This is a genomic window from Rhodococcus sp. AD45-ID, from assembly GCF_003023755.1.
Lineage (GTDB): Bacteria > Actinomycetota > Actinomycetes > Mycobacteriales > Mycobacteriaceae > Rhodococcus_F > Rhodococcus_F globerula.
Genome location: NZ_PYHL01000001.1, coordinates 2,499,365 through 2,516,659, shown reverse-complemented (window position 1 = coordinate 2,516,659; position 17,295 = coordinate 2,499,365). Strand labels below are relative to the sequence as shown.

Below are 17,295 nucleotides of genomic sequence, written 5' to 3'. Positions count from 1 at the left end.
ACGTGCCGGATAGGTGCCGTCAGCCTAGGCGTGATTGTGCAATTGGGCAGGGGAACGCAGTGCGACTTGTCGGTTCGTGCCGGTCAATGGTTATGTAACGGACAATATTACTCGGAAGTAAGGAAGCGTGGGCGATGGTGAACTCGACGTCACGACGACGAGCAGTGTGCGTCGGCGCTGCATCTGTCCTGGCAGCTGCCCTGATCGCGGCGGGGTCACCGGCCGGGGCGCAGGAAGCCGTCGACCTGTCCGAGGTCTTCAATCCGCTGGTTGTGCGAGCTCTCCAGGGTGGTGAGATCTCGGGGGAGTTCACTCCACTGGGACTCTCGTCGGATGATCCGTGGTTCGACGAACCAGAACTCAGTGGCGACACAGCGCCGGGACTCCTACTCAAAGCCCGCCCAGTGAGCGTGCAGGTCTATCAGGTGCGACCGGACGCTGTCAGCGCCTACCAGCTCATGTACACGACAACCGATCATTTCGGACGTCGGGTGATCAGCACCGGAATCCTGATGATTCCCGAGGACGGCACCGCTCCCGCTGACCGCAAGATCATCGGTTATGCCGAGGCGAACGACAGCCTCGGCGCCAACTGCGCTCCCAGTCACCAGTGGACCGGTGGAAATCAGAGTGACCCGGCCATGTTCTCGGCACTCGGACCCGTTGCGGAGATGTTCGGACGCGGTTGGGCCGTCATGATGAGCGATGTCGGAAACGACGGGGATACCTCGCCGCACCCGTTCTCCGTCGGTCAGTTCTCGGGCAAGGCCACCCTCGACGGTGTACGAGCAGCGCTGGCGCTTCCCGAGGCCGGATTGGCATCCGATACACCGGTTGGCATCTACGGAGTTGCCGGTGGCGGTGTCGCGGCGGGCTTTGCGGCGGAGCAGGCCCATACCTACGCGCCAGAGCTGAACGTGACGGCCAGTGCGATCCAGGCGATGATGATCGATCCGGCAACGTTCGAGGCAACTGCAGCCGGCGGCATCGGTTCCGGGTTTGTCTTCTCGTCCGTCCTCGGATTTGATGCCGGGTATCCGGAGATCAAGCTGGACGATCACTTCACTCCGGTCGGCCGCGACGTTGCTGCGGCTTTTCGGACATCTTGTCAAGCACTGTATTTGGCGCTTCCGTTCGTTCCGTTCGATGTTCTGTTGACCAACCCAGCACCCCGAACCATTCCGGCGCTGGCGGCCGCCTACGAGGACAACACCTTGGGCAAGCAGGCACCGAAGTCGAAGTTGCTTATCTCGTCCTGTGAAGACGATTTTCTCGTGCCCTTCAGTGAGGCACAGGAATTGGCGGACACGTATCGTGCCGACGGTGGTGACGTCGATCTGATTCCTTCGCAGTGTGGGCCTCTCGACTATGTCACCAACCTGTACAAGACGGTTACCGATCAGCTCGGGATGCAGGACGTCGCCTGGTTGGATGCGGCGTTCGATGAAGCGGAGAGTAAGTAGATGATCCGAAAGCCTTTGACACGTAGAGATTTTGCCCGCACCGTTATGGTGGGCTCGGTTGCACTTGGCAGCGCGATGGCGGTAGGAACAACTGCTTCGGCGCGCGAGGTGGATCGGTACCTCGATCTCGCCGCGGTCAACGCCGATGCCGAAGCCGCAGGTGGGCTTCATCCGACTCTGCCCTCCGATTCCGCGAAACTTCGTGTCCTGCTCGACGAGGCCAGATCGGCAGGGGTGGATCCGCGGCGGTATCAGGTATTGCTGAAGCAGTATTGGCTTGCAGTCGGAACGGAATCCGCGGGAATCGACCTTGCCTCCTGGACTCCATTCGACGGTGTTCACGCAAATCTCGGCAACCTGACCGATACCTTTGCGTTCTACGAGCGCCTCCAACTCGAACACAGTGAATTACAGTGGGCTGGAATGGGTGGGATGGTTGGTCCGGCTTTTGCAGCGGGACTACTCGACGTGGATTTCGGGCGGGTTGTTCTGAACATCCGGGCGATCAGCGACGCTATGGCCGTGGTGTGGCGCGAACTCGATCGTGTCGGCACACCCATCGCGCAGTCGATTGCAGCGCCCGAAGACCTCCAGGCGTTGCTCCAGGTGGGGCACGAAATTCGACCTGAGGATGTGATGTGGTTCCAGGGCAAAGTTATTGCCATGAGCAAGCACATCTTCTCGGACCTGATCCCCATGCATATGGCGTGGATACACAACGGGGCCGACGGGATAAGCGAACTGGACCGGGCCGGACTGCTCGACGAAAATGCGCGAATTGCCTGGCGCAACATTGCATCCGGTAATCCGGAAGCCGTGTTCGACGGTAATGTGCGACTGCTTCGGCGTGAGCAGTACCAATCCGTCGGCGATCAATGGGACGAGGCAAAGAACTATCGCGGAAGCGTCGGGCGGGCTCTGACGTACTTGACCACGTTTGCCGCGTCGCCGTCGATGCCGGGAGTTATCCCACCGCGTGAGTCCGATTCGCTCGAGTTCCAGGTTGGCGCAGCAAGAATCGCGACTCCGTTGCCGGACTTCAACTGGGCGGATCGAGACGGGCGCTGGATATACATCACCAACCAATTGCTTCCCGTCTACCGCGATCTCATGAACGATCAACCGGTCCTGTGGCGCGAGACGTTGGCCGCCCCGGTATCTCAACGGATTGCGGGTCAGGGCATGATCGCGCAGCTGCCGGACCTGCTCCGTTCGATGCTCTCGGCGGTCGAGATCGACTGGAACTGACGGTTGATCCAGGATCTTTCCTGAATAACAATCCTGCCAAAACGGGTAAATAAGACAAAATTCTCGTTACCGTGACCGGACATCCGACATTTCAGGGGGTCCAATTTGATGGTCACTGTGCGTAAATCGGTGTTGAGAGGAATTGTTGCAGCCTCGTTGGTTGCGGTAGCAGGAGTAGGACTCTCGCCGGCAACAGCCAGCGCTGATGTCACGCCCGTTACCCTGGTCAACGGCGTTCTGTCCACAGTTGGTGGGTGTCAAACCACCATTCGTGAATTGATCGTGTTCTGCACGGGCGCAGAGACGTTGACCAGGCGGTCGCCGCTTCTCCTCGATCTGAATCCGGTCGGAACCAACATCGTTGTGCTCGGCGCTGGGCTATTCGACGACGGCACCATGCGAGATATGTTGGTCGACCGTCTGCAAGCTGCCTTGTACCTCGCGCAGAGGTATCCAGCCGCACCGATCATCACCAGCGGCGGTGCGCCCAAGTCGGGTGTCACCGAAGCCAGGGCTATGCGGGATTGGCTGGTGGCCAATGGCGTTCACCCGGGCCGCATAACCGAGGAAGGCCGATCGGGTTCGACAGTGCAGAACGCGCAGTTCACCTCGCAGATCTTGGCCGACCGCGGAGCAACCGGCGTTGTCGTGGTGTCGAGCGCCAACCATGTCGAGCGGGCGATGATCGACTTCAGGGTTGCGGTGGCAGGCAGAATGCTTGTCGCCGGCGTTATTGCTGCGACTTGATCAACTCTGCTTCGGCCAGCAGTTGCTCGTCACCGCTCTGGGTGCGCAGAGCACGTTCCTTGATGAAGGCGACGGCAACAAGGCTGAGCAGCCCCAGAATTCCGGCAATCAGAAACAGGCGTGCGGTGGCGTCGCCGTACGCGATGCGGACGACGTCGGCAAGGGCGTCGGGCAGTTCATTGAGATTGGACAGCCCGGCGCCTCCCGTTGCGTCGACGCCGATTGCGCTCAAGCCCTGAGCAGTCAGATGTGCCACGTGTGTCGACAGAACGGCGCCGAGGATCGAGACTCCGGCTGCCCCGCCGAGCGAGCGGAAGAATGTGATGGTTGAACTGGCCGCTCCGAGATCGCTCGCATCGACCGTATTCTGCACTGCGAGAACAAGATTTTGCATCACCATGCCCATGCCGGTGCCTGCGATGAACAAAAACACGCCGATCCAGACGACTGAGGTGGCGTGGTCGATGGTGGCGAGCAGGAAGAATCCGAGTGTCATCGTGCTCGCGCCGGCAACGAGGAAGATCTTCCATCGACCGAACTTGGTGATGAGTGAGCCGGAGATACTGGACGACAGGGTGGATCCGATCACCATCGGAAGTGTCAGAAGCCCTGCGACAGTGGGTGAGTAACCGCGTGCGATCTGAAAGTACTGTCCGAGGAATACCGCGCCGCCGAAGATGGCAACACCGACGGTGATGCTGGCGAAGGTCGCGAGCGAGGTGGTGCGGTCACGGAAAAGCCGCAGGGGAATGATGGGTTCCTCCACCACGCTCTCGACCCAGACTGCCGCGGCGATAAGCACGATTCCGAGACCGCACAGGAAGAACGACATACCGGAGGACCACTCGAAGTTCTTGCCCGCCAAAGTCACCCAGATGAGGAGTGTGCTTACGCCGCCGGCGATGAGAGTCGCACCGGCGTAGTCGATCTTGACCTTTCTGCGTACTACAGGAAGATTGAGGGTGCGCTGTACGACTATCAGTGCGATCACTGCCAACGGGACGCAGACGAAGAAGGTCCAGCGCCACCCTAGCCAACTGGTATCTACGATGACGCCGCCGATGAGTGGACCGGCGATGGTGGCAATCGACATGACGGCTGCGATCGGACCTTGGTATCGGCCACGTTCGCGAGGACTGAACATGGCTGCGATCACGATGATGACCAGTGCCTGCAAGCCACCGAGTCCCAGGCCCTGCACTACTCGGAAGGCGATCAATATGCCGACGGATTGTGCGAGTCCGGCCAGGATGGATCCGATGGTGAAGATCAGGATGGAGAGTTGAACCAGCAGTTTTTTGCTCACGAGATCCGAGAACTTGCCCCAGATGGGCGTTGTGGCTGTGGAAGCCAGAAGAGTTGCCGTCACGACCCAGGTGTACTGATCCTGGGTTCCGTGTAGTTCGGTGATGATGGTCGGCAGGGCATTCGAGACAATGGTCGAGGACAGGAAGGCCACGAACATTCCGAGGAGAAGTCCGACAAGCGCCTTGATCTTCTGCCGGTGCGACATCGGAGCGGCGGGGGCCTCCTGCAGGCGGATCGATCCGACTTCTTCATGCGTGACCACGGCGACCCCACTTAGTTAGTTGACACATGCAACATTAGGCTAAGTTGGTTGTAGAACGCAACGGTTTTGCGATTAGTTTTCCATGCTGCCCAGTCGATGCAGAAGCGATGTCAGCGCGATGACGTCCTCGGGATCCCACGTCGCCAATCGTGCGCGCCACTCGTCGGCCTGACGATTCTGGACGGTGGTCACACGTTCCCGGGCCTCGGGTGTCAGGGCAACCAACTTTGCCCGGGCGTCATCGGGATCGGGGATCCGCTGTACCAGTCCGAGGCGCTCGGCCGAATCGATTTGTCTGGTCAATGTCGACTTCTCGATATCGAGCGCAGCAATGAGATCCGACATCGGAACCGCATTCGAACGGTTCAGAAGAACCAGGACGGAGTAGAGCGCCGGATCGAGTTTGGGGTGGATGGCCCGCGCGTACTTACGGGCGCGAGCGCGCCCGCGCTGCCACATATCGGCGAGTTCCATCTGCAGGCCCGAGATGGGATCTGAAACCACTGTTGCTACCCCTTAGGTGCGTCGACTTCCGGTGTTCATCCAACCAGAAGGAGTGCGGGATGCGAGTTCCGGATTCATTGTCACCCGAATGCAAATTAGTCATTGCCCTGAGAATCTCCTAACGGTTTGATGCGGTGACTGATCTATTGTCTGATTCGGGACGGTCCGTAGCTGGATAGTTGCCTGACCAGGCGATATTGCAAGCGTAGCGTGTTGGTCGGACCGTCCGTTATGGCTATGCTGCACGCTATGGCCGAATTTTCGGGGAAATCAGGCAAGTGTGGGCCACCCTGGGGGAAGCGAGAGATTTGCCCTCGTATGTTCGAGGCTCCGTCGTGAAAGCGTTGATCGACCTGATCGCGCAGTGGTGGCGTCTGCCCGATCAGTATCAGAGTTTCATGCGTTACCTCGAAGACCGTGGTCTTGTGTCGGCTTGCCGAATCCTGGTCGGCGGAACTGCGTTCGGGATGGGGTTGATCCTCGTCCTCATGAGGTGGAGTGCTGTGGGACCGCAAGGTTCGTTCTGGCGATCCGTCAACCTGATTGTGGTCGCAGCCTGCCTGATCGCTGCCCTCATTTGGTGGCTGTTTCCGCCAACCCGGCTGTGGTCCTACACCTTTGTTGTCGGCTCCGATATTGCTATCGCGGTGGCGTCGTTCTCGGACGTCGATCCGCTGGCACGATTGTTGTGCTGTGTGGTTTTTGCCTCGATCGGTGGCTACATCGCGTTTTTCCACAACCCCACGTTGCAGCTCGGGCACCTGGTATTCGCCACCCTGGTCACGATTATGGCGGGGTGGCCGCTGCTGTTTGGTGACAACACGGATCCAGGATTGGGAATTGCCAAAATAGGTGTCACTCTCGCGACCGTCTATGTGATTCCCGTCGTCTCACAGATCATGTTGGCGATGCTCAGTTCGGATGCAACAACATCGGAATTCGATCCGCTGACCGGGCTTCTCAATCGACGTGGGCTTTCACGTCGGGCGACGGACATCGTGGGCGAGCAGATCGACGAACACAATGCGCTTCTGGTTGTGGTGATCGATCTCGACCGATTCAAGGAGATCAATGATCTCCACGGACACGATATCGGTGACAACACAATCATCAGGACCGGTTTGCGCATCAGGCTCTGGACGTCGCAGTCGGCTCTGATCGCTCGAGTCGGCGGTGACGAATTTGTAGTGCTCGAGCGGGCGCCCTTCAATTCGGTGGCAAAACTGTCGACGCGGATCACCACATTCATGAGTGGTGACAATGACGTACCGGCAATCAGTTCGAGTATCGGAATCGCGATTCGTACGGCGCCCCGAGAAGTGGACGAAACCGTGGACGAGATTGTTTCCGCACTGTTCAGGGTGGCCGATTCGGCTATGTATCAAGCCAAACGTGAGGGTGGAAATCAGGTGCGTGCCAGCGTCGTGTGAAGACTTCTTCAATCGCCGAACGACAACCCTCGTTCGGCGAGTGCCTCACCCAGAATGCGAAGGGCTTTTGGGCCCATTCCGTGAAGCTTTGCCAATTCCGATTCGGATACCGATGCGAGCTGCGACAACTCGGTGTAACCGGCGGCAAGAAGAGCCCGCGTTGCAGGCGCGCTGGTTTTCGGGAAACCGTCTCCGGGCTGTGCAGACTGAGATTCGGTCACGGTTGATCTCCTCGAGACGACGGGAAGGCGCGCGCTGCGATCGCCACACCGATACAGGCTACGACGGCAAATGTGATCAGGAGTAATTGTGCGGAACGCAAAGTCGAGGGTGCGCCGAGATTCACCAGAACTCCGGCGAGAGCGGCGCCGAACGCGTTGGCGATCAATTGCACGGTATTGATCGCCGCGGCGGCTTTTGCGCCTTCGCCTGGTTCCGAAACCGAGTTCATCGCACCGACAGCCAGGTGTGGCCAGGCGATGCCGATACCCGCCCCGGCAATGACCAGTCCGACGATCCACGCTGCGATTGCGCCGGCGCCGGCCTGATCGGTGAGGAACGCGGCCGTCAGAGCAAGCCCGAATGCGACCAGAACAGGTCCGCCGACAACGATTGTGCGGACAGCGCGAGGTGACGTTGCCGAGGCACTCGGAATTTCGCCGAGGGTCCAGCCGAGGGCGAGGGCGGCGCCGAGGAAACCGGCGGCCAACGGTGTCATACCGGCGAGGAGCTGACCGAACAGCGGAATGAACGTTTCGACCGTCGAGCTCAGGGCCAAGGCGACGATGGTCAGGTACACCCATTTGAGGGACGACGCGGTGAAGGTCGACGGCGGGAGTACTCCATGGCTCGCGCGACGGTCTGCTGCGACAAAAGCAATCAGTAGTATCACTGCCGCAAGAACCAGTGTGGCGGTCACCGCAAGGTTGGACAGAATTCCCGCGACGCTCACCAACAGCGCTGCTGCGGTCAGCAGGGCCAGCGAGAGAATTGGAACCGGACTGCTGGTGGTGCTGCCTGCAGTATGTGCCGGCAGCGCGCTGGGGACGAGCGCGGCAACCGCGATTGTCGCGACCACCAAGACACCGAATGCCCAGCGCCAAGCGCCGAATTGAGCGAACACTCCACCGATGGCCGGCCCGGCGAACGTGCCGACACCCCACATTGCTGATACGAGTGCCGATGCGCGCGTCCACAACTGCTTGGGTAGGGCGGCGTTGATCACGGCATAACCGAGACCCGCCAGCAGTCCGCCGCCTGCTCCTTGAACAGCACGGCCGACCAGAAGCATTTCCATCGTAGGACTGAGCGCACAGACGATCGTGCCGATCGCGAAGATCGCAAGCGCAATCAGATACGCGCCTCTAGGCCCTTTCGCGCCGAGGATCCGGGTGACCAGCATCGAGGAGATGACTGAGGCAATGAGGAAAACTGTTGCAGTCCAGGCGTAATACCGTTGCCCGCCGATGTCGTCGATTGCCGTCGGAAGCAAACTGGTCGTGAGATAGACGTTCGTGGCGTACAGCGCCACTCCGCCCGCCAGGACGGTAGCGGTCCCGAGATGCCGCCCGCTCAGTAATTGACGCCACGTGCCGGCGGAGACATCAGTAGGGGAATGCATGTCGATGAAGGTAGAGTCTCAAGTGCGCTTGAGGTCAACTTCGGGTGCCAGACGGGAGGCGAGGATGATCCGCAAGAGCGACGAACTCCTCTCTATCGGCGAGGTGTCGGCCCGCACAGGCGTTGCGGTGTCGGCCGTGCGGTACTACGAAACCCTGGGTCTGGTTCCTGCCGTTCGCACTGCCGGCAATATGCGAAAGTTTCCGCGGCATGCCATACGGCGAGTGACGTTGATCCAGTTGGCCGTCCGCTTCGGCATTCCGTTGTCGGAGGTCGGGGAAGTGTTCGCCTCCCTGCCAGAGGGCCGCACACCCAACAAGAAGGACTGGGCAAAGATCTCGACCGCCTGGAATCAGCGGCTAGAGGATCGTAAACAGGCGATCGCGCGCCTCCAGGAGGAGTTGACCGGGTGTATCGGGTGCGGGTGCTTGTCACTGCAAACCTGCAACCTGCTCAATCCGGGAGACGAACTCGGTCTGGGCGGGCAGGGCGCTCGCCGGATCTGACGAACTGTCAGATCAGTTGGCTCAGTTGGTTCCGTTGGCGAGGGTGGGACCTGGCATTCCAACGTCCATTGCGTCGTTCGATCTCGATGGGATGTGAGAAGCAGTCGCTGATGTTCTCCGACGTGATCACATCGTCGGCAAGTCCGGTTGCCGTGACAATGCCGTCCTTGATCAGTAGTGCATGTGTTGTCGTGCTTGGGATTTCTTCGATGTGATGGGTGACAAGAATGCTTGCCAGGGACGGGTTTTGACTACGTAGGTCATCCAGAGCGCTCAGCAGCTGTTCGCGGGCTGCCAAGTCGAGACCGGTGGCGGGCTCGTCGAGAAGAAGCAATCGTGGCTCGACCATGAGCGCTCTGGCGATCAGTGCGCGTCCGCGCTCTCCCTGAGACAAATTGGGCCACAGTGCATTCGATCGGGGGCTCATGCCAAGCAGGTCGATCAAGGCGTCGGCGTGTGCTTCCTGCTCCGGAGTTGGTGACCAGCGAGGCATCAACTCGGTGGTGTTGGTGAGTCCGGTGATCACGACGTTCCGGACCGTGATCGGAATGCCGATCGTATGACGCGGATTGACATGCCCGATGTCCATCCGCAACTCACGCATGTCGACACGGCCCAACTTGTGGCCCAGAACGAATACGGAGCCGCGGGTGGGGTGCGCAGTTGCCCCGAACAGGCTCAGCAGAGTGCTCTTTCCCGCACCGTTAGCCCCCAGCAATACCCAATGCTGGCCGGGCTCGATCGAAATGTTGATGTCCTGCAACAAGTACCGGCCGTCTCGGACCAAGTCGACATGTTCGGTCGACAGCACTGTGCCGCTGGAGTGTTCCACGGATGAAGCCTCTCTATGAATCGAGAATGCGTAGCTGACGGAGGACGGTGTCGATGTTTTCGCGTGTTGCAGCTACTGCGGCGTCGGGATCCGAATCCCATAGCGCGTCGAGCAGTCTGTCGTGGGCCTGTGAAGTATCGGGAACTCCCTCTTCGATGTCCACCATGTCGATGAGAGTCTTGCGGAGAAGCGGACGCACCGATTCGAACAGTGACAGCAGGACAGCGTTTCCCGAGAGTCGAACGACTTCTGTATGGAAATCGAGGTCGGTGTCGACAAACTTCTCGACATCCCGTTCGAAGTGGCTGTGGCGGAGCGTAAGTCGGCGTCGAAGACGCTCGAGATCTTCCGGTTGTGCGCGCTCCGCCGCGAGTCTGGCGGCCTCGACCTCCAACGCCCGGCGCACCTCGAAAACCTCGAGCATCTGTGAGCGTCGGAGTAGCCGGGTGAATTCGTCAGCGTGTTCCAGATCCTCCGCCGCGACAACAAACGTTCCGACCCCGTGCCGTACCTCCAGCAACCCGGCTTGAGTTAGAAGCCGGATCGCTTCGCGGATGGACGAACGCCCGACTCCCAGTTCTACGGCGAGTGCGGCTTCGCTCGGGATCCGCTGCTTCGGCAGCCATACCGATTGGCGGATCTTCGACCGGAAGATCTGTTCGATCTGCGGCACCAGGGGACCGCTGCGCAGAACGAAACCACCGTGGTCGTCGGTCATTGCTACCTTTCGAATCGAATTCGCCTAGCGTAACAAGTCATCAGACGTCTGAGGACTAACCCTTAGCGGGTGTGTTCGATGGGCACTCACACGCGCGGGACCCCGAGCAGAAGTGCGATCAAATCGAGAGCTGTCTCGATCTCTGCCTTCTCTCGACCTAGTAGAGGTGCGTAAAGGTGGATGTCGCAGATACGAACAAGTGCCTGGCCCAGCACTTGTGGCGACAAGCTGAGGGTCAACTGGCCGGCATCGACCTGCGACTGCAGGATCTCGGCGGCAATGGACGCGGAAATGGACTCGATGGCACCGGGCATCAGCGCGAGCTTGATGAACACCATCGGTTCCCTCTTGGTGAGCGCGCGAAGTTCGGTTGAAGAGTCTACTGAACGCATCACTCGGCCGAATACGTCGATGACGTACTCCGGGCCCTTGCCTGACGCTTGCGACATCGCCTTGCGGTACGTGCGCTCGGTGGCTTCCGCCAGCACCGTCCCCAGTAGTTCGTCGCGATTTCCGACCCATCGGTAGAGCGTCGCGCGGCCTACTCCGAGGCGCTCGGCAAGTAGTGACATGTCAAGCGCCTCTTCGGCGAGATACATGCTCGCGGCGGTGTCGATGGCGCGCCGGCGGTCGCGGTCGGATGGCATACAGGCATTCTCTCCGGTGGGCCGGTGTGTCGATTTTCGGGTCTGTGTACGGCTCTGGCTATCTATTGACGAACCCTCCTAGGTGAGACACACTAGCTCATTGTCTCAGCTTGGTGATGCCGATCACAGTCAGGGGTTTTGTCGATGAGTTCAGTACAGACCGTTCGCGGGGCGGTGGACAGCGCCGATCTGGGGAAGGTGTTGATGCACGAGCACGTCTTTGTTCTCGGAGAGGAGATGCGCCAGAACTATCCGGACTACCCGGAGCCTTGGGACGAAGACGCTCGGGTGGCGGACGCAGTTGCCAAGCTGACCGAACTGAAGTCCCGCGGGATCAACACAATCGTCGATCCCACCGTGATCGGGCTCGGCCGATACATTCCGCGCATCGCGCGAATCAACGAGCAGGTCGATCTCAACATCATCGTCGCCACGGGCATCTACACCTACAACGACATTCCGTTCCAATTCCATCACACAGGACCGGGATTACTCTTCGATGTGCGAGAGCCGATGGTCGATCTGTTTGTCAAAGACATTCGAGAAGGCATCGCCGGCACTGGTATTCGCGCAGCATTCCTCAAGTGCGCCATCGAAGAGCCCGGGCTGACTCCCGGAGTCGAGCGAGTGATGCGCGCAGTTGGAGCTGCGCAGGTCGAAACGGGTGTGCCCATAACCGTCCACACCGACCCGCATACCGAATCCGGGCTCGTTGCACAGAAAGTCCTGGCCGACGAGGGCGCAGATCTGACCAAGGTCGTGATCGGTCATTCGGGTGACTCGACGGATCTCGACTATCTGTGTGCGCTCGCAGATGCCGGCTCCCTACTGGGTATGGACCGCTTCGGTCTGGATGTGCTCTTGCCGTTCGAGGAGCGCGTGAACACCGTGGTGGAGATGGCTCGTCGCGGCTACGCGGAGAAAATGGTCCTCGCCCACGACGCGTCGTGCTTCATCGACTGGTTCTCCAGCGAGGCGAAGGCTGCCGCTGTGCCGAACTGGAACTACACGCACATCAGCGATCACGTCATCCCGACCTTGTTAGCGCGAGGCGTCACCGAAGACCAGATCACGACGATGCTGGTCGACAATCCGCGTCGATATTTCGAGAGCTGATCATGGACGACGTGTATGCGGGCGAGCTGTCGGTGCCACGTCCTTGGCTTGCGCGCTACGACAGTGGTACTGCGCCAACCGTTGACATCGAATACACCAATGCCCTGGAGATGTTCCGTGCGTCGGTGGCCCGCGACGCTGATGCTCCCGCAATCAGATACTTCGACGCGACTCTCACGTTCGGCGAGCTCGACACGATGTCGGACGCTTTGGCAGTGGCTCTCGCCGGTGAGGGTATCGGATTCGGCGATCGGGTGGCATTTGTCCTGCAGAATGTGCCGCAGTTCTTTGTCGCGACTCTGGCTATCTGGAAGTTGGGAGCCGTTGTGGTTCCGGTCAATCCGATGTACCGCGACCGTGAGTTGGCGACGGTCCTGCTCGACAGCGGTGCCGTTGCGGTGATCTGCCTCGAGTCCTCGGCCCAGACGGTGGTGACGGCGTCTGTGGGTACGGATGTTGGATGTGTTATCACTACGTCGGAACTCGATTTTCAATCACGAAGTGATCAAAGGATTTTCGGGTCTGCCAGCCGAGTGAGGTACGAGGGTTGCCACGACCTGCTGGAGTTGATCGAGGAGAACCGCGGCGCCGCACCCGATCCCGTTGACCTCGAGCCGAGCGATCTTGCGTATCTGCCGTACACGTCCGGTACGACGGGTCCGCCCAAGGGGTCTATGAACACGCATGCCAATGTGGTGTTCGCAGCGCAGATCTATCGGGACTGGGTGGGCTTGCGCCCGGGTGGCGCGATGTTTGCCGTAGCCCCGTTGTTTCACATCACTGGTTTGATCGGACACGTCGCGGCGCCACTGCTATCGGGGGCCGCTACAATTCTCACGTGTAGATTCCACCCCGTTGTTGCGGCGGAGTCTATTTCGGAGCATCGCGCCACAGCGATCATCGGTGCAATTACCGTTTTCATCGCCTGGACGGATAATGCGGCGGTATCGAAAGAGTTGCTCAGTAGTCTCGAATCGGTCTACTCGGGTGGCGCGCCCATTCCGCATGCAGCGCTCGAGTCGTTTCGGGCGAAGTTCGGTCACTACATCCACAACGGCTACGGTTTGACCGAAACCAACAGTCCTGCAATCGTTGTGCCGAATTCACGAGAAGCGCCGGTCGACCCCGCGTCGGGTGCGGTAGCGGTTGGCGTGCCTGTCTCGAGTACGCATGCCGAGGTGGTGGACGAAAACGACAATCCGGTACCGGTTGGGGAGTACGGGGAGATAGTTGTCAGCGGCCCGCAGGTAGCGCTCGGATACTGGAACAAGCCGGAAGAGACCGCCCACGCCATGCCCAACGGCCGTTTCCACACCGGCGATGTAGGTTTCATGGACGCCGACGGATGGTTCTACGTGGTCGATCGGATGAAAGATCAGATCAATGCCTCGGGATTCAAGGTATGGCCGCGCGAAGTGGAAGATGTTCTCTACGAACATCCTTCCGTTCGTGAGGCTGCAGTAGTGGGTGTCATGGACCCCTATCGCGGAGAGACCGTGAAAGCCTTCGTTTCACTCAAGGAGGGGCTGGAAGCGACGCCGGATGAACTGGTGGAATTCTGCAAGGTCCGTCTGGCTGCGTACAAGTACCCGCGCATCATCGAGGTCATGAGTGACCTTCCGAAGACCGTGAGCGGCAAGATTCTTCGCCGTGAATTGAGGGTTCCGCGCTAATTCCACACTCCAATGACTGCCGGCTCATCGAATCGTGATGGGCCGGCAGTTGTCGTGTTTGACTGAATTGCATCAAATATTGTGCGCAACAATGCTATTCAGTGATTGACATCACTCCGTGGGTGCCGCACACTGGTCACATCATCCGAACTTGAAGTTGGCGTCAGTTTCTACTGTCGGGGCGGCGCTTCGTTCGGGTGCAATCGCTACGACCCATCGAGGAGTAGGCATGACTAGATCGGTAGTGAATTCGGGAGGGCCCGCAGGGCGCGTATCCGATCAAGAGCGCACCAGGAAGCGTGCACATCGCAAGCTTCTCGGCGCCGGACTTCTGGGCAGCTCGATCGAATGGTACGACTTCTTTCTCTATGGAACGGCTGCAGCGCTTGTCTTTCCGCATGTATTCTTTCCGAACTCGTCCGCCCTCATGGGTACATTGCTCTCGTTCAGTACGTTCTGGGCGGGATTCGTAGCTCGGCCGATCGGTGGGATCGTTGCCGGCCATTTCGGGGACAAGTACGGACGTAAGCCTGCCGTGGTTACCTGCCTGCTCCTGATGGCATTGGCGACGTTCCTGATCGGCGCGATTCCGAGTGCATCGGCAATCGGCGTCGCTGCTCCAATTCTGTTGGTCACCTTGCGATTCATTCAAGGTCTCGCCTGCGGCGGGCAGTGGGGCGGCATAGTCTTGCTTCTCACGGAGTCGGCTAGTCCGAAGAAGCGGGGATTCTCCGGAACCTTTGGACAGATGGGTGTTTCGTTCGGCGTGGTTCTCGGCAACGTCGTATTTCTGATCGCCACCGCGACGATCTCGAACGAAGCATTCCTGAGCTGGGGATGGCGAATTCCCTTCTTCGCCAGCGCATTACTCTTCCCAGTCGTCCTGTACATCCAGACCAAGGTTGAAGACACTCCGGAATTTCTGGAGTTGCAGAAAGAGGCGGCTCGCAACAAGAAGGATGCAGTGGTGCAGGCGCCGCTGACAAAAGCGATCAAAACTCATTGGCGCAAGATTCTTCTCGGCTGTGGTCTTCTGGCTGCTACCAACTCGCTCTTCTACATCAGCATTGCCGGTGTTTTGAGCTACGGCACAACGGAACTCGGCCTAAAGAGGAATTCTCTTCTGATCATCTCTCTCCTCAGCGCGCTCCTGACCGTCGGAGTGGTGCTGTGGTCGGGAAAGATGTCGGACAGGATCGGGCGTCGTCCGATGATCTTGATCGGTGCGGCCGCGATCGTTGTCTGGGCCTTTCCGTACTTCTGGCTGATCAACACCAAGTCGCTACCGCTCTTCTTTGTTGCTGTCACCGTCGGCAGCGTTTTCCAGTCGATGACATACGGGCCCATCGCGGCATACATGGGCGAGTTGTTCGCCCCGAATGTCCGCTACTCCGCAGCGTCTCTTGCCTATCAACTGGCAGCGATCACTGTCAGCGGTGGCACACCGTTCATCATGACGGCGCTGATCGCGAAGACGGGAACCACGACCCTGGTTGCTGTGTTCGTCGCACTCATGGGATTGGTGACCTTCTTCAGTGCGTGGGCGCTTGCCGAGACCAATCCGAAGGAAGTCCGCGACGATCCGGAGGCGATCCCCGGTGCGCATCTGTATGCGTCGTAGCTAGACAGGAAAGCCCCGGCAATTCTGCCGGGGCTTTCCCGCGTGCTCAGCTCTGTTTCAGAGTGACCAGTCCGGTGCGGTCGATCGAGCGTTTGAGGATCTTGCCGGTGGAACCCTTGGGCAGTGCGTCGATGAACTGCACAACCCGAGGAATTTTGTACGCCGACAGGCGCTCCCGTGCCCATGCAGTCACGTCGGCAGCATCGACGACGCTACCCGATCGCACCGCTACGACTGCCGCGACTTCCTCACCGTAGTAGTCGTCCGGGATACCTATCACTGCAGCTTCGATGATGTCGGGATGCTGATACAGCACCTCCTCCACTTCGCCGGGGTACACGTTGTACCCGCCGCGGATGATCAGATCCTTGACCCGATCTACTATGCGAAGGTCGCCGTCCGCATCGGTTTCACCGAGGTCACCGGTGCGGAACCACCCGTCTGGGGAGAGTACCGCCGAGGTATCGTCCGGGCGTTTCCAATAGCCCTTCATGACAGTGGGGCCCTTGATGAAGACCTCTCCGACTGTGCCTGCGGGGCAATGATTTCCGTCGTGATCGCGAACCTCGACTTCGGTTCTCGGGACGGCCCGGCCGGTGTAGCCGATTTTCGGCGGACGGTCGATGCTGTTGAACGTTCCGAACGCGCTTGTCTCGGTGAGGCCGTACCCTTCGAGGATCGTGCAGGCGAACCGAGTTTCGAAGGCGCGGGCCACCTCACCTGGAAGGGAGGCTCCGCCGGAGATTGCGATTCTGAGTTGCTCGAAGTCGGAGCTGTCCACGTCGGCTGCTGCGTGGAGCATGGCATTCCACATCGTCGGAACACCGGCCATTATGGTGAGTTTGTCCTTGCGGACCAGATCGAGCATGGCGGTCGGATCGAAACGCGGAAGCAGGGAGAGTGATCCGCCGCCGGTGAAGGTTGCCATCATCACGGAGCCCTGTCCGAAGATGTGGAACAGCGGTAGACCCGTTCCCGTTCGGTCCGAAGAGTTTCCGCGGCTACTCTCGGCTCCGATTTCGCCGGCCGACAATCCCACGGTCAGCTGAGCACCCTTCGGGCGTCCGGTGGTGCCGGAGGTGTAGAGAATCGCAGTGGTGTCGTGTACATCTCGGTCGGCAATCGCTGTCGGTTCCTGGTCGGTTCTCGCCGATTCTTCGGTAAGGGTCCAGACCGGAACGCCGCGGGCAGCGCCGGCGTCATGGGTCGCCGGCCCGAGTTGATGCCAGGCGATGGCGAGTGAGATGTCGGCGTCGTCGAGCACGTACTCGATCTCGGGCTGTGCCGACATTGTATTGACCGGGACGACAACGCAACCGGCAGCCTGAATTCCCATGTACGCCACGATGAATTCCGCAACCGACGGAGCGGCGAGCAACACCCGATCTCCTTCGCTCAATCCGGCAGCACGGATTCGGCCGCCAAACGAGAGGGAGGCGTCGTGGAGTTGTCGGTATGTCCAGTCCCGGCCGGAACCGCGAATCGCGATGTTGTCCGGTGTGGCTGCGGCGTAACGGGTTACCGGATCGAGAACGCTGACCATGGATATGCCTTTCAGGAGAATCGACCGATTGTGTGTCCTGATGTCCTTGCCGAGCGT

General features: G+C 59.7%; 16 protein-coding genes. 8 read left to right on the top strand and 8 right to left on the bottom strand.

From position 1 onward, the window contains the following. Positions 1 to 134: 134 nt before the first annotated feature. From C7T36_RS11550 to C7T36_RS11540, 3 genes are all read left to right on the top strand, one after another. Complete coding sequence (locus C7T36_RS11550; protein ID WP_045065491.1) at positions 135 to 1,463, top strand: lipase family protein; 1,329 nt, start codon at positions 135 to 137, stop codon at positions 1,461 to 1,463. Continuing rightward, a complete protein-coding gene (locus C7T36_RS11545; RefSeq protein ID WP_052683393.1) occupies positions 1,464 to 2,711 on the top strand; it encodes a hypothetical protein in 1,248 nt (415 codons plus the stop codon). Positions 2,712 to 2,819: 108 nt separating this feature from the next. Beyond that, positions 2,820 to 3,458 carry a YdcF family protein gene (locus C7T36_RS11540; protein WP_033233652.1) on the top strand — a complete coding sequence of 213 codons (639 nt, stop codon included), beginning with the start codon at positions 2,820 to 2,822 and terminating at the stop codon, positions 3,456 to 3,458. Here C7T36_RS11540 and C7T36_RS11535 read toward each other — a convergent pair. Together C7T36_RS11535 and C7T36_RS11530 are read right to left on the bottom strand one after the other, a co-directional pair. Beyond that, positions 3,442 to 4,971, bottom strand: a complete 1,530-nt coding sequence (locus C7T36_RS11535; protein WP_045066757.1) for an MFS transporter — start codon at positions 4,969 to 4,971, stop codon at positions 3,442 to 3,444. The genes C7T36_RS11540 and C7T36_RS11535 overlap by 17 nt on opposite strands. Before the next feature lie 129 nt (positions 4,972 to 5,100). Then, a complete protein-coding gene (locus tag C7T36_RS11530) occupies positions 5,101 to 5,532 on the bottom strand; it encodes a MarR family winged helix-turn-helix transcriptional regulator (RefSeq protein ID WP_033233651.1) in 432 nt (143 codons plus the stop codon). Positions 5,533 to 5,867: 335 nt separating this feature from the next. On the opposite strand from C7T36_RS11530, the gene C7T36_RS11525 reads away from it, so the two are divergent. After that, positions 5,868 to 6,962: a diguanylate cyclase gene (locus C7T36_RS11525; protein ID WP_033233650.1), complete on the top strand. Its 1,095-nt coding sequence runs from the start codon at positions 5,868 to 5,870 to the stop codon at positions 6,960 to 6,962. Positions 6,963 to 6,970: 8 nt separating this feature from the next. Here the strand turns inward: C7T36_RS11525 and C7T36_RS11520 are convergent, their stop codons facing one another. Continuing rightward, a complete protein-coding gene (locus C7T36_RS11520) occupies positions 6,971 to 7,183 on the bottom strand; it encodes a DNA-binding protein (protein WP_033233649.1) in 213 nt (70 codons plus the stop codon). Beyond that, complete coding sequence (locus C7T36_RS11515) at positions 7,180 to 8,583, bottom strand: MFS transporter (RefSeq protein WP_045065485.1); 1,404 nt, start codon at positions 8,581 to 8,583, stop codon at positions 7,180 to 7,182. The genes C7T36_RS11520 and C7T36_RS11515 overlap by 4 nt, the downstream gene beginning before the upstream one ends. Positions 8,584 to 8,647: 64 nt before the next feature. Here C7T36_RS11515 and soxR point away from each other — a divergent pair, with 64 nt between their 5' ends. Next, entirely contained in the window at positions 8,648 to 9,088 is a 441-nt protein-coding gene (gene soxR, locus C7T36_RS11510) for a redox-sensitive transcriptional activator SoxR (protein WP_033233647.1), read from the top strand. Between the two features lie 7 nt (positions 9,089 to 9,095). Here soxR and C7T36_RS11505 read toward each other — a convergent pair whose 3' ends face one another. The 3 genes from C7T36_RS11505 to C7T36_RS11495 form a co-directional block, all read right to left on the bottom strand. Beyond that, on the bottom strand, positions 9,096 to 9,920 hold the full coding sequence (locus C7T36_RS11505; RefSeq protein ID WP_045065481.1) for an ABC transporter ATP-binding protein: 825 nt from the start codon (positions 9,918 to 9,920) through the stop codon (positions 9,096 to 9,098). A gap of 13 nt (positions 9,921 to 9,933) precedes the next feature. Next, positions 9,934 to 10,638 carry a FadR/GntR family transcriptional regulator gene (locus C7T36_RS11500; protein WP_045065478.1) on the bottom strand — a complete coding sequence of 235 codons (705 nt, stop codon included), beginning with the start codon at positions 10,636 to 10,638 and terminating at the stop codon, positions 9,934 to 9,936. 86 nt (positions 10,639 to 10,724) lie between these two features. After that, positions 10,725 to 11,285 (bottom strand): QsdR family transcriptional regulator, encoded by a 561-nt coding sequence (locus C7T36_RS11495; RefSeq protein ID WP_045065476.1) that lies wholly within the window; start codon positions 11,283 to 11,285, stop codon positions 10,725 to 10,727. 144 nt (positions 11,286 to 11,429) lie between these two features. Here C7T36_RS11495 and C7T36_RS11490 point away from each other — a divergent pair, with 144 nt between their 5' ends. The 3 genes from C7T36_RS11490 (at position 11,430) to C7T36_RS11480 (ending at position 15,695) form a co-directional block, all read left to right on the top strand. After that, positions 11,430 to 12,401, top strand: a complete 972-nt coding sequence (locus C7T36_RS11490; protein ID WP_045065475.1) for a phosphotriesterase — start codon at positions 11,430 to 11,432, stop codon at positions 12,399 to 12,401. Between the two features lie 2 nt (positions 12,402 to 12,403). After that, complete coding sequence (locus tag C7T36_RS11485) at positions 12,404 to 14,074, top strand: AMP-binding protein (protein ID WP_084702521.1); 1,671 nt, start codon at positions 12,404 to 12,406, stop codon at positions 14,072 to 14,074. A gap of 229 nt (positions 14,075 to 14,303) precedes the next feature. After that, positions 14,304 to 15,695 carry an MFS transporter gene (locus C7T36_RS11480; protein ID WP_045065472.1) on the top strand — a complete coding sequence of 464 codons (1,392 nt, stop codon included), beginning with the start codon at positions 14,304 to 14,306 and terminating at the stop codon, positions 15,693 to 15,695. A 46-nt stretch (positions 15,696 to 15,741) separates the two neighbouring features. Here C7T36_RS11480 and C7T36_RS11475 read toward each other — a convergent pair whose 3' ends face one another. After that, a complete protein-coding gene (locus tag C7T36_RS11475) occupies positions 15,742 to 17,238 on the bottom strand; it encodes an AMP-binding protein (protein ID WP_045065470.1) in 1,497 nt (498 codons plus the stop codon). Positions 17,239 to 17,295: the final 57 nt, after the last annotated feature.

What these genes read in the sequence shown, in the direction of transcription:
- C7T36_RS11550 (WP_045065491.1), top strand. Translation starts at nt 135, where the DNA reads ATGGTGAACTCGACGTCACGACGACGAGCAGTGTGCGTCGGCGCTGCA.
- C7T36_RS11545 (WP_052683393.1), top strand. Translation starts at nt 1,464, where the DNA reads ATGATCCGAAAGCCTTTGACACGTAGAGATTTTGCCCGCACCGTTATG.
- C7T36_RS11540 (WP_033233652.1), top strand. Translation starts at nt 2,820, where the DNA reads ATGGTCACTGTGCGTAAATCGGTGTTGAGAGGAATTGTTGCAGCCTCG.
- C7T36_RS11535 (WP_045066757.1), bottom strand. Translation starts at nt 4,971, where the DNA reads ATGTCGCACCGGCAGAAGATCAAGGCGCTTGTCGGACTTCTCCTCGGA.
- C7T36_RS11515 (WP_045065485.1), bottom strand. Translation starts at nt 8,583, where the DNA reads ATGCATTCCCCTACTGATGTCTCCGCCGGCACGTGGCGTCAATTACTG.
- soxR (WP_033233647.1), top strand. Translation starts at nt 8,648, where the DNA reads ATGATCCGCAAGAGCGACGAACTCCTCTCTATCGGCGAGGTGTCGGCC.
- C7T36_RS11500 (WP_045065478.1), bottom strand. Translation starts at nt 10,638, where the DNA reads ATGACCGACGACCACGGTGGTTTCGTTCTGCGCAGCGGTCCCCTGGTG.
- C7T36_RS11495 (WP_045065476.1), bottom strand. Translation starts at nt 11,285, where the DNA reads ATGCCATCCGACCGCGACCGCCGGCGCGCCATCGACACCGCCGCGAGC.
- C7T36_RS11490 (WP_045065475.1), top strand. Translation starts at nt 11,430, where the DNA reads ATGAGTTCAGTACAGACCGTTCGCGGGGCGGTGGACAGCGCCGATCTG.
- C7T36_RS11485 (WP_084702521.1), top strand. Translation starts at nt 12,404, where the DNA reads ATGGACGACGTGTATGCGGGCGAGCTGTCGGTGCCACGTCCTTGGCTT.
- C7T36_RS11480 (WP_045065472.1), top strand. Translation starts at nt 14,304, where the DNA reads ATGACTAGATCGGTAGTGAATTCGGGAGGGCCCGCAGGGCGCGTATCC.
- C7T36_RS11475 (WP_045065470.1), bottom strand. Translation starts at nt 17,238, where the DNA reads ATGGTCAGCGTTCTCGATCCGGTAACCCGTTACGCCGCAGCCACACCG.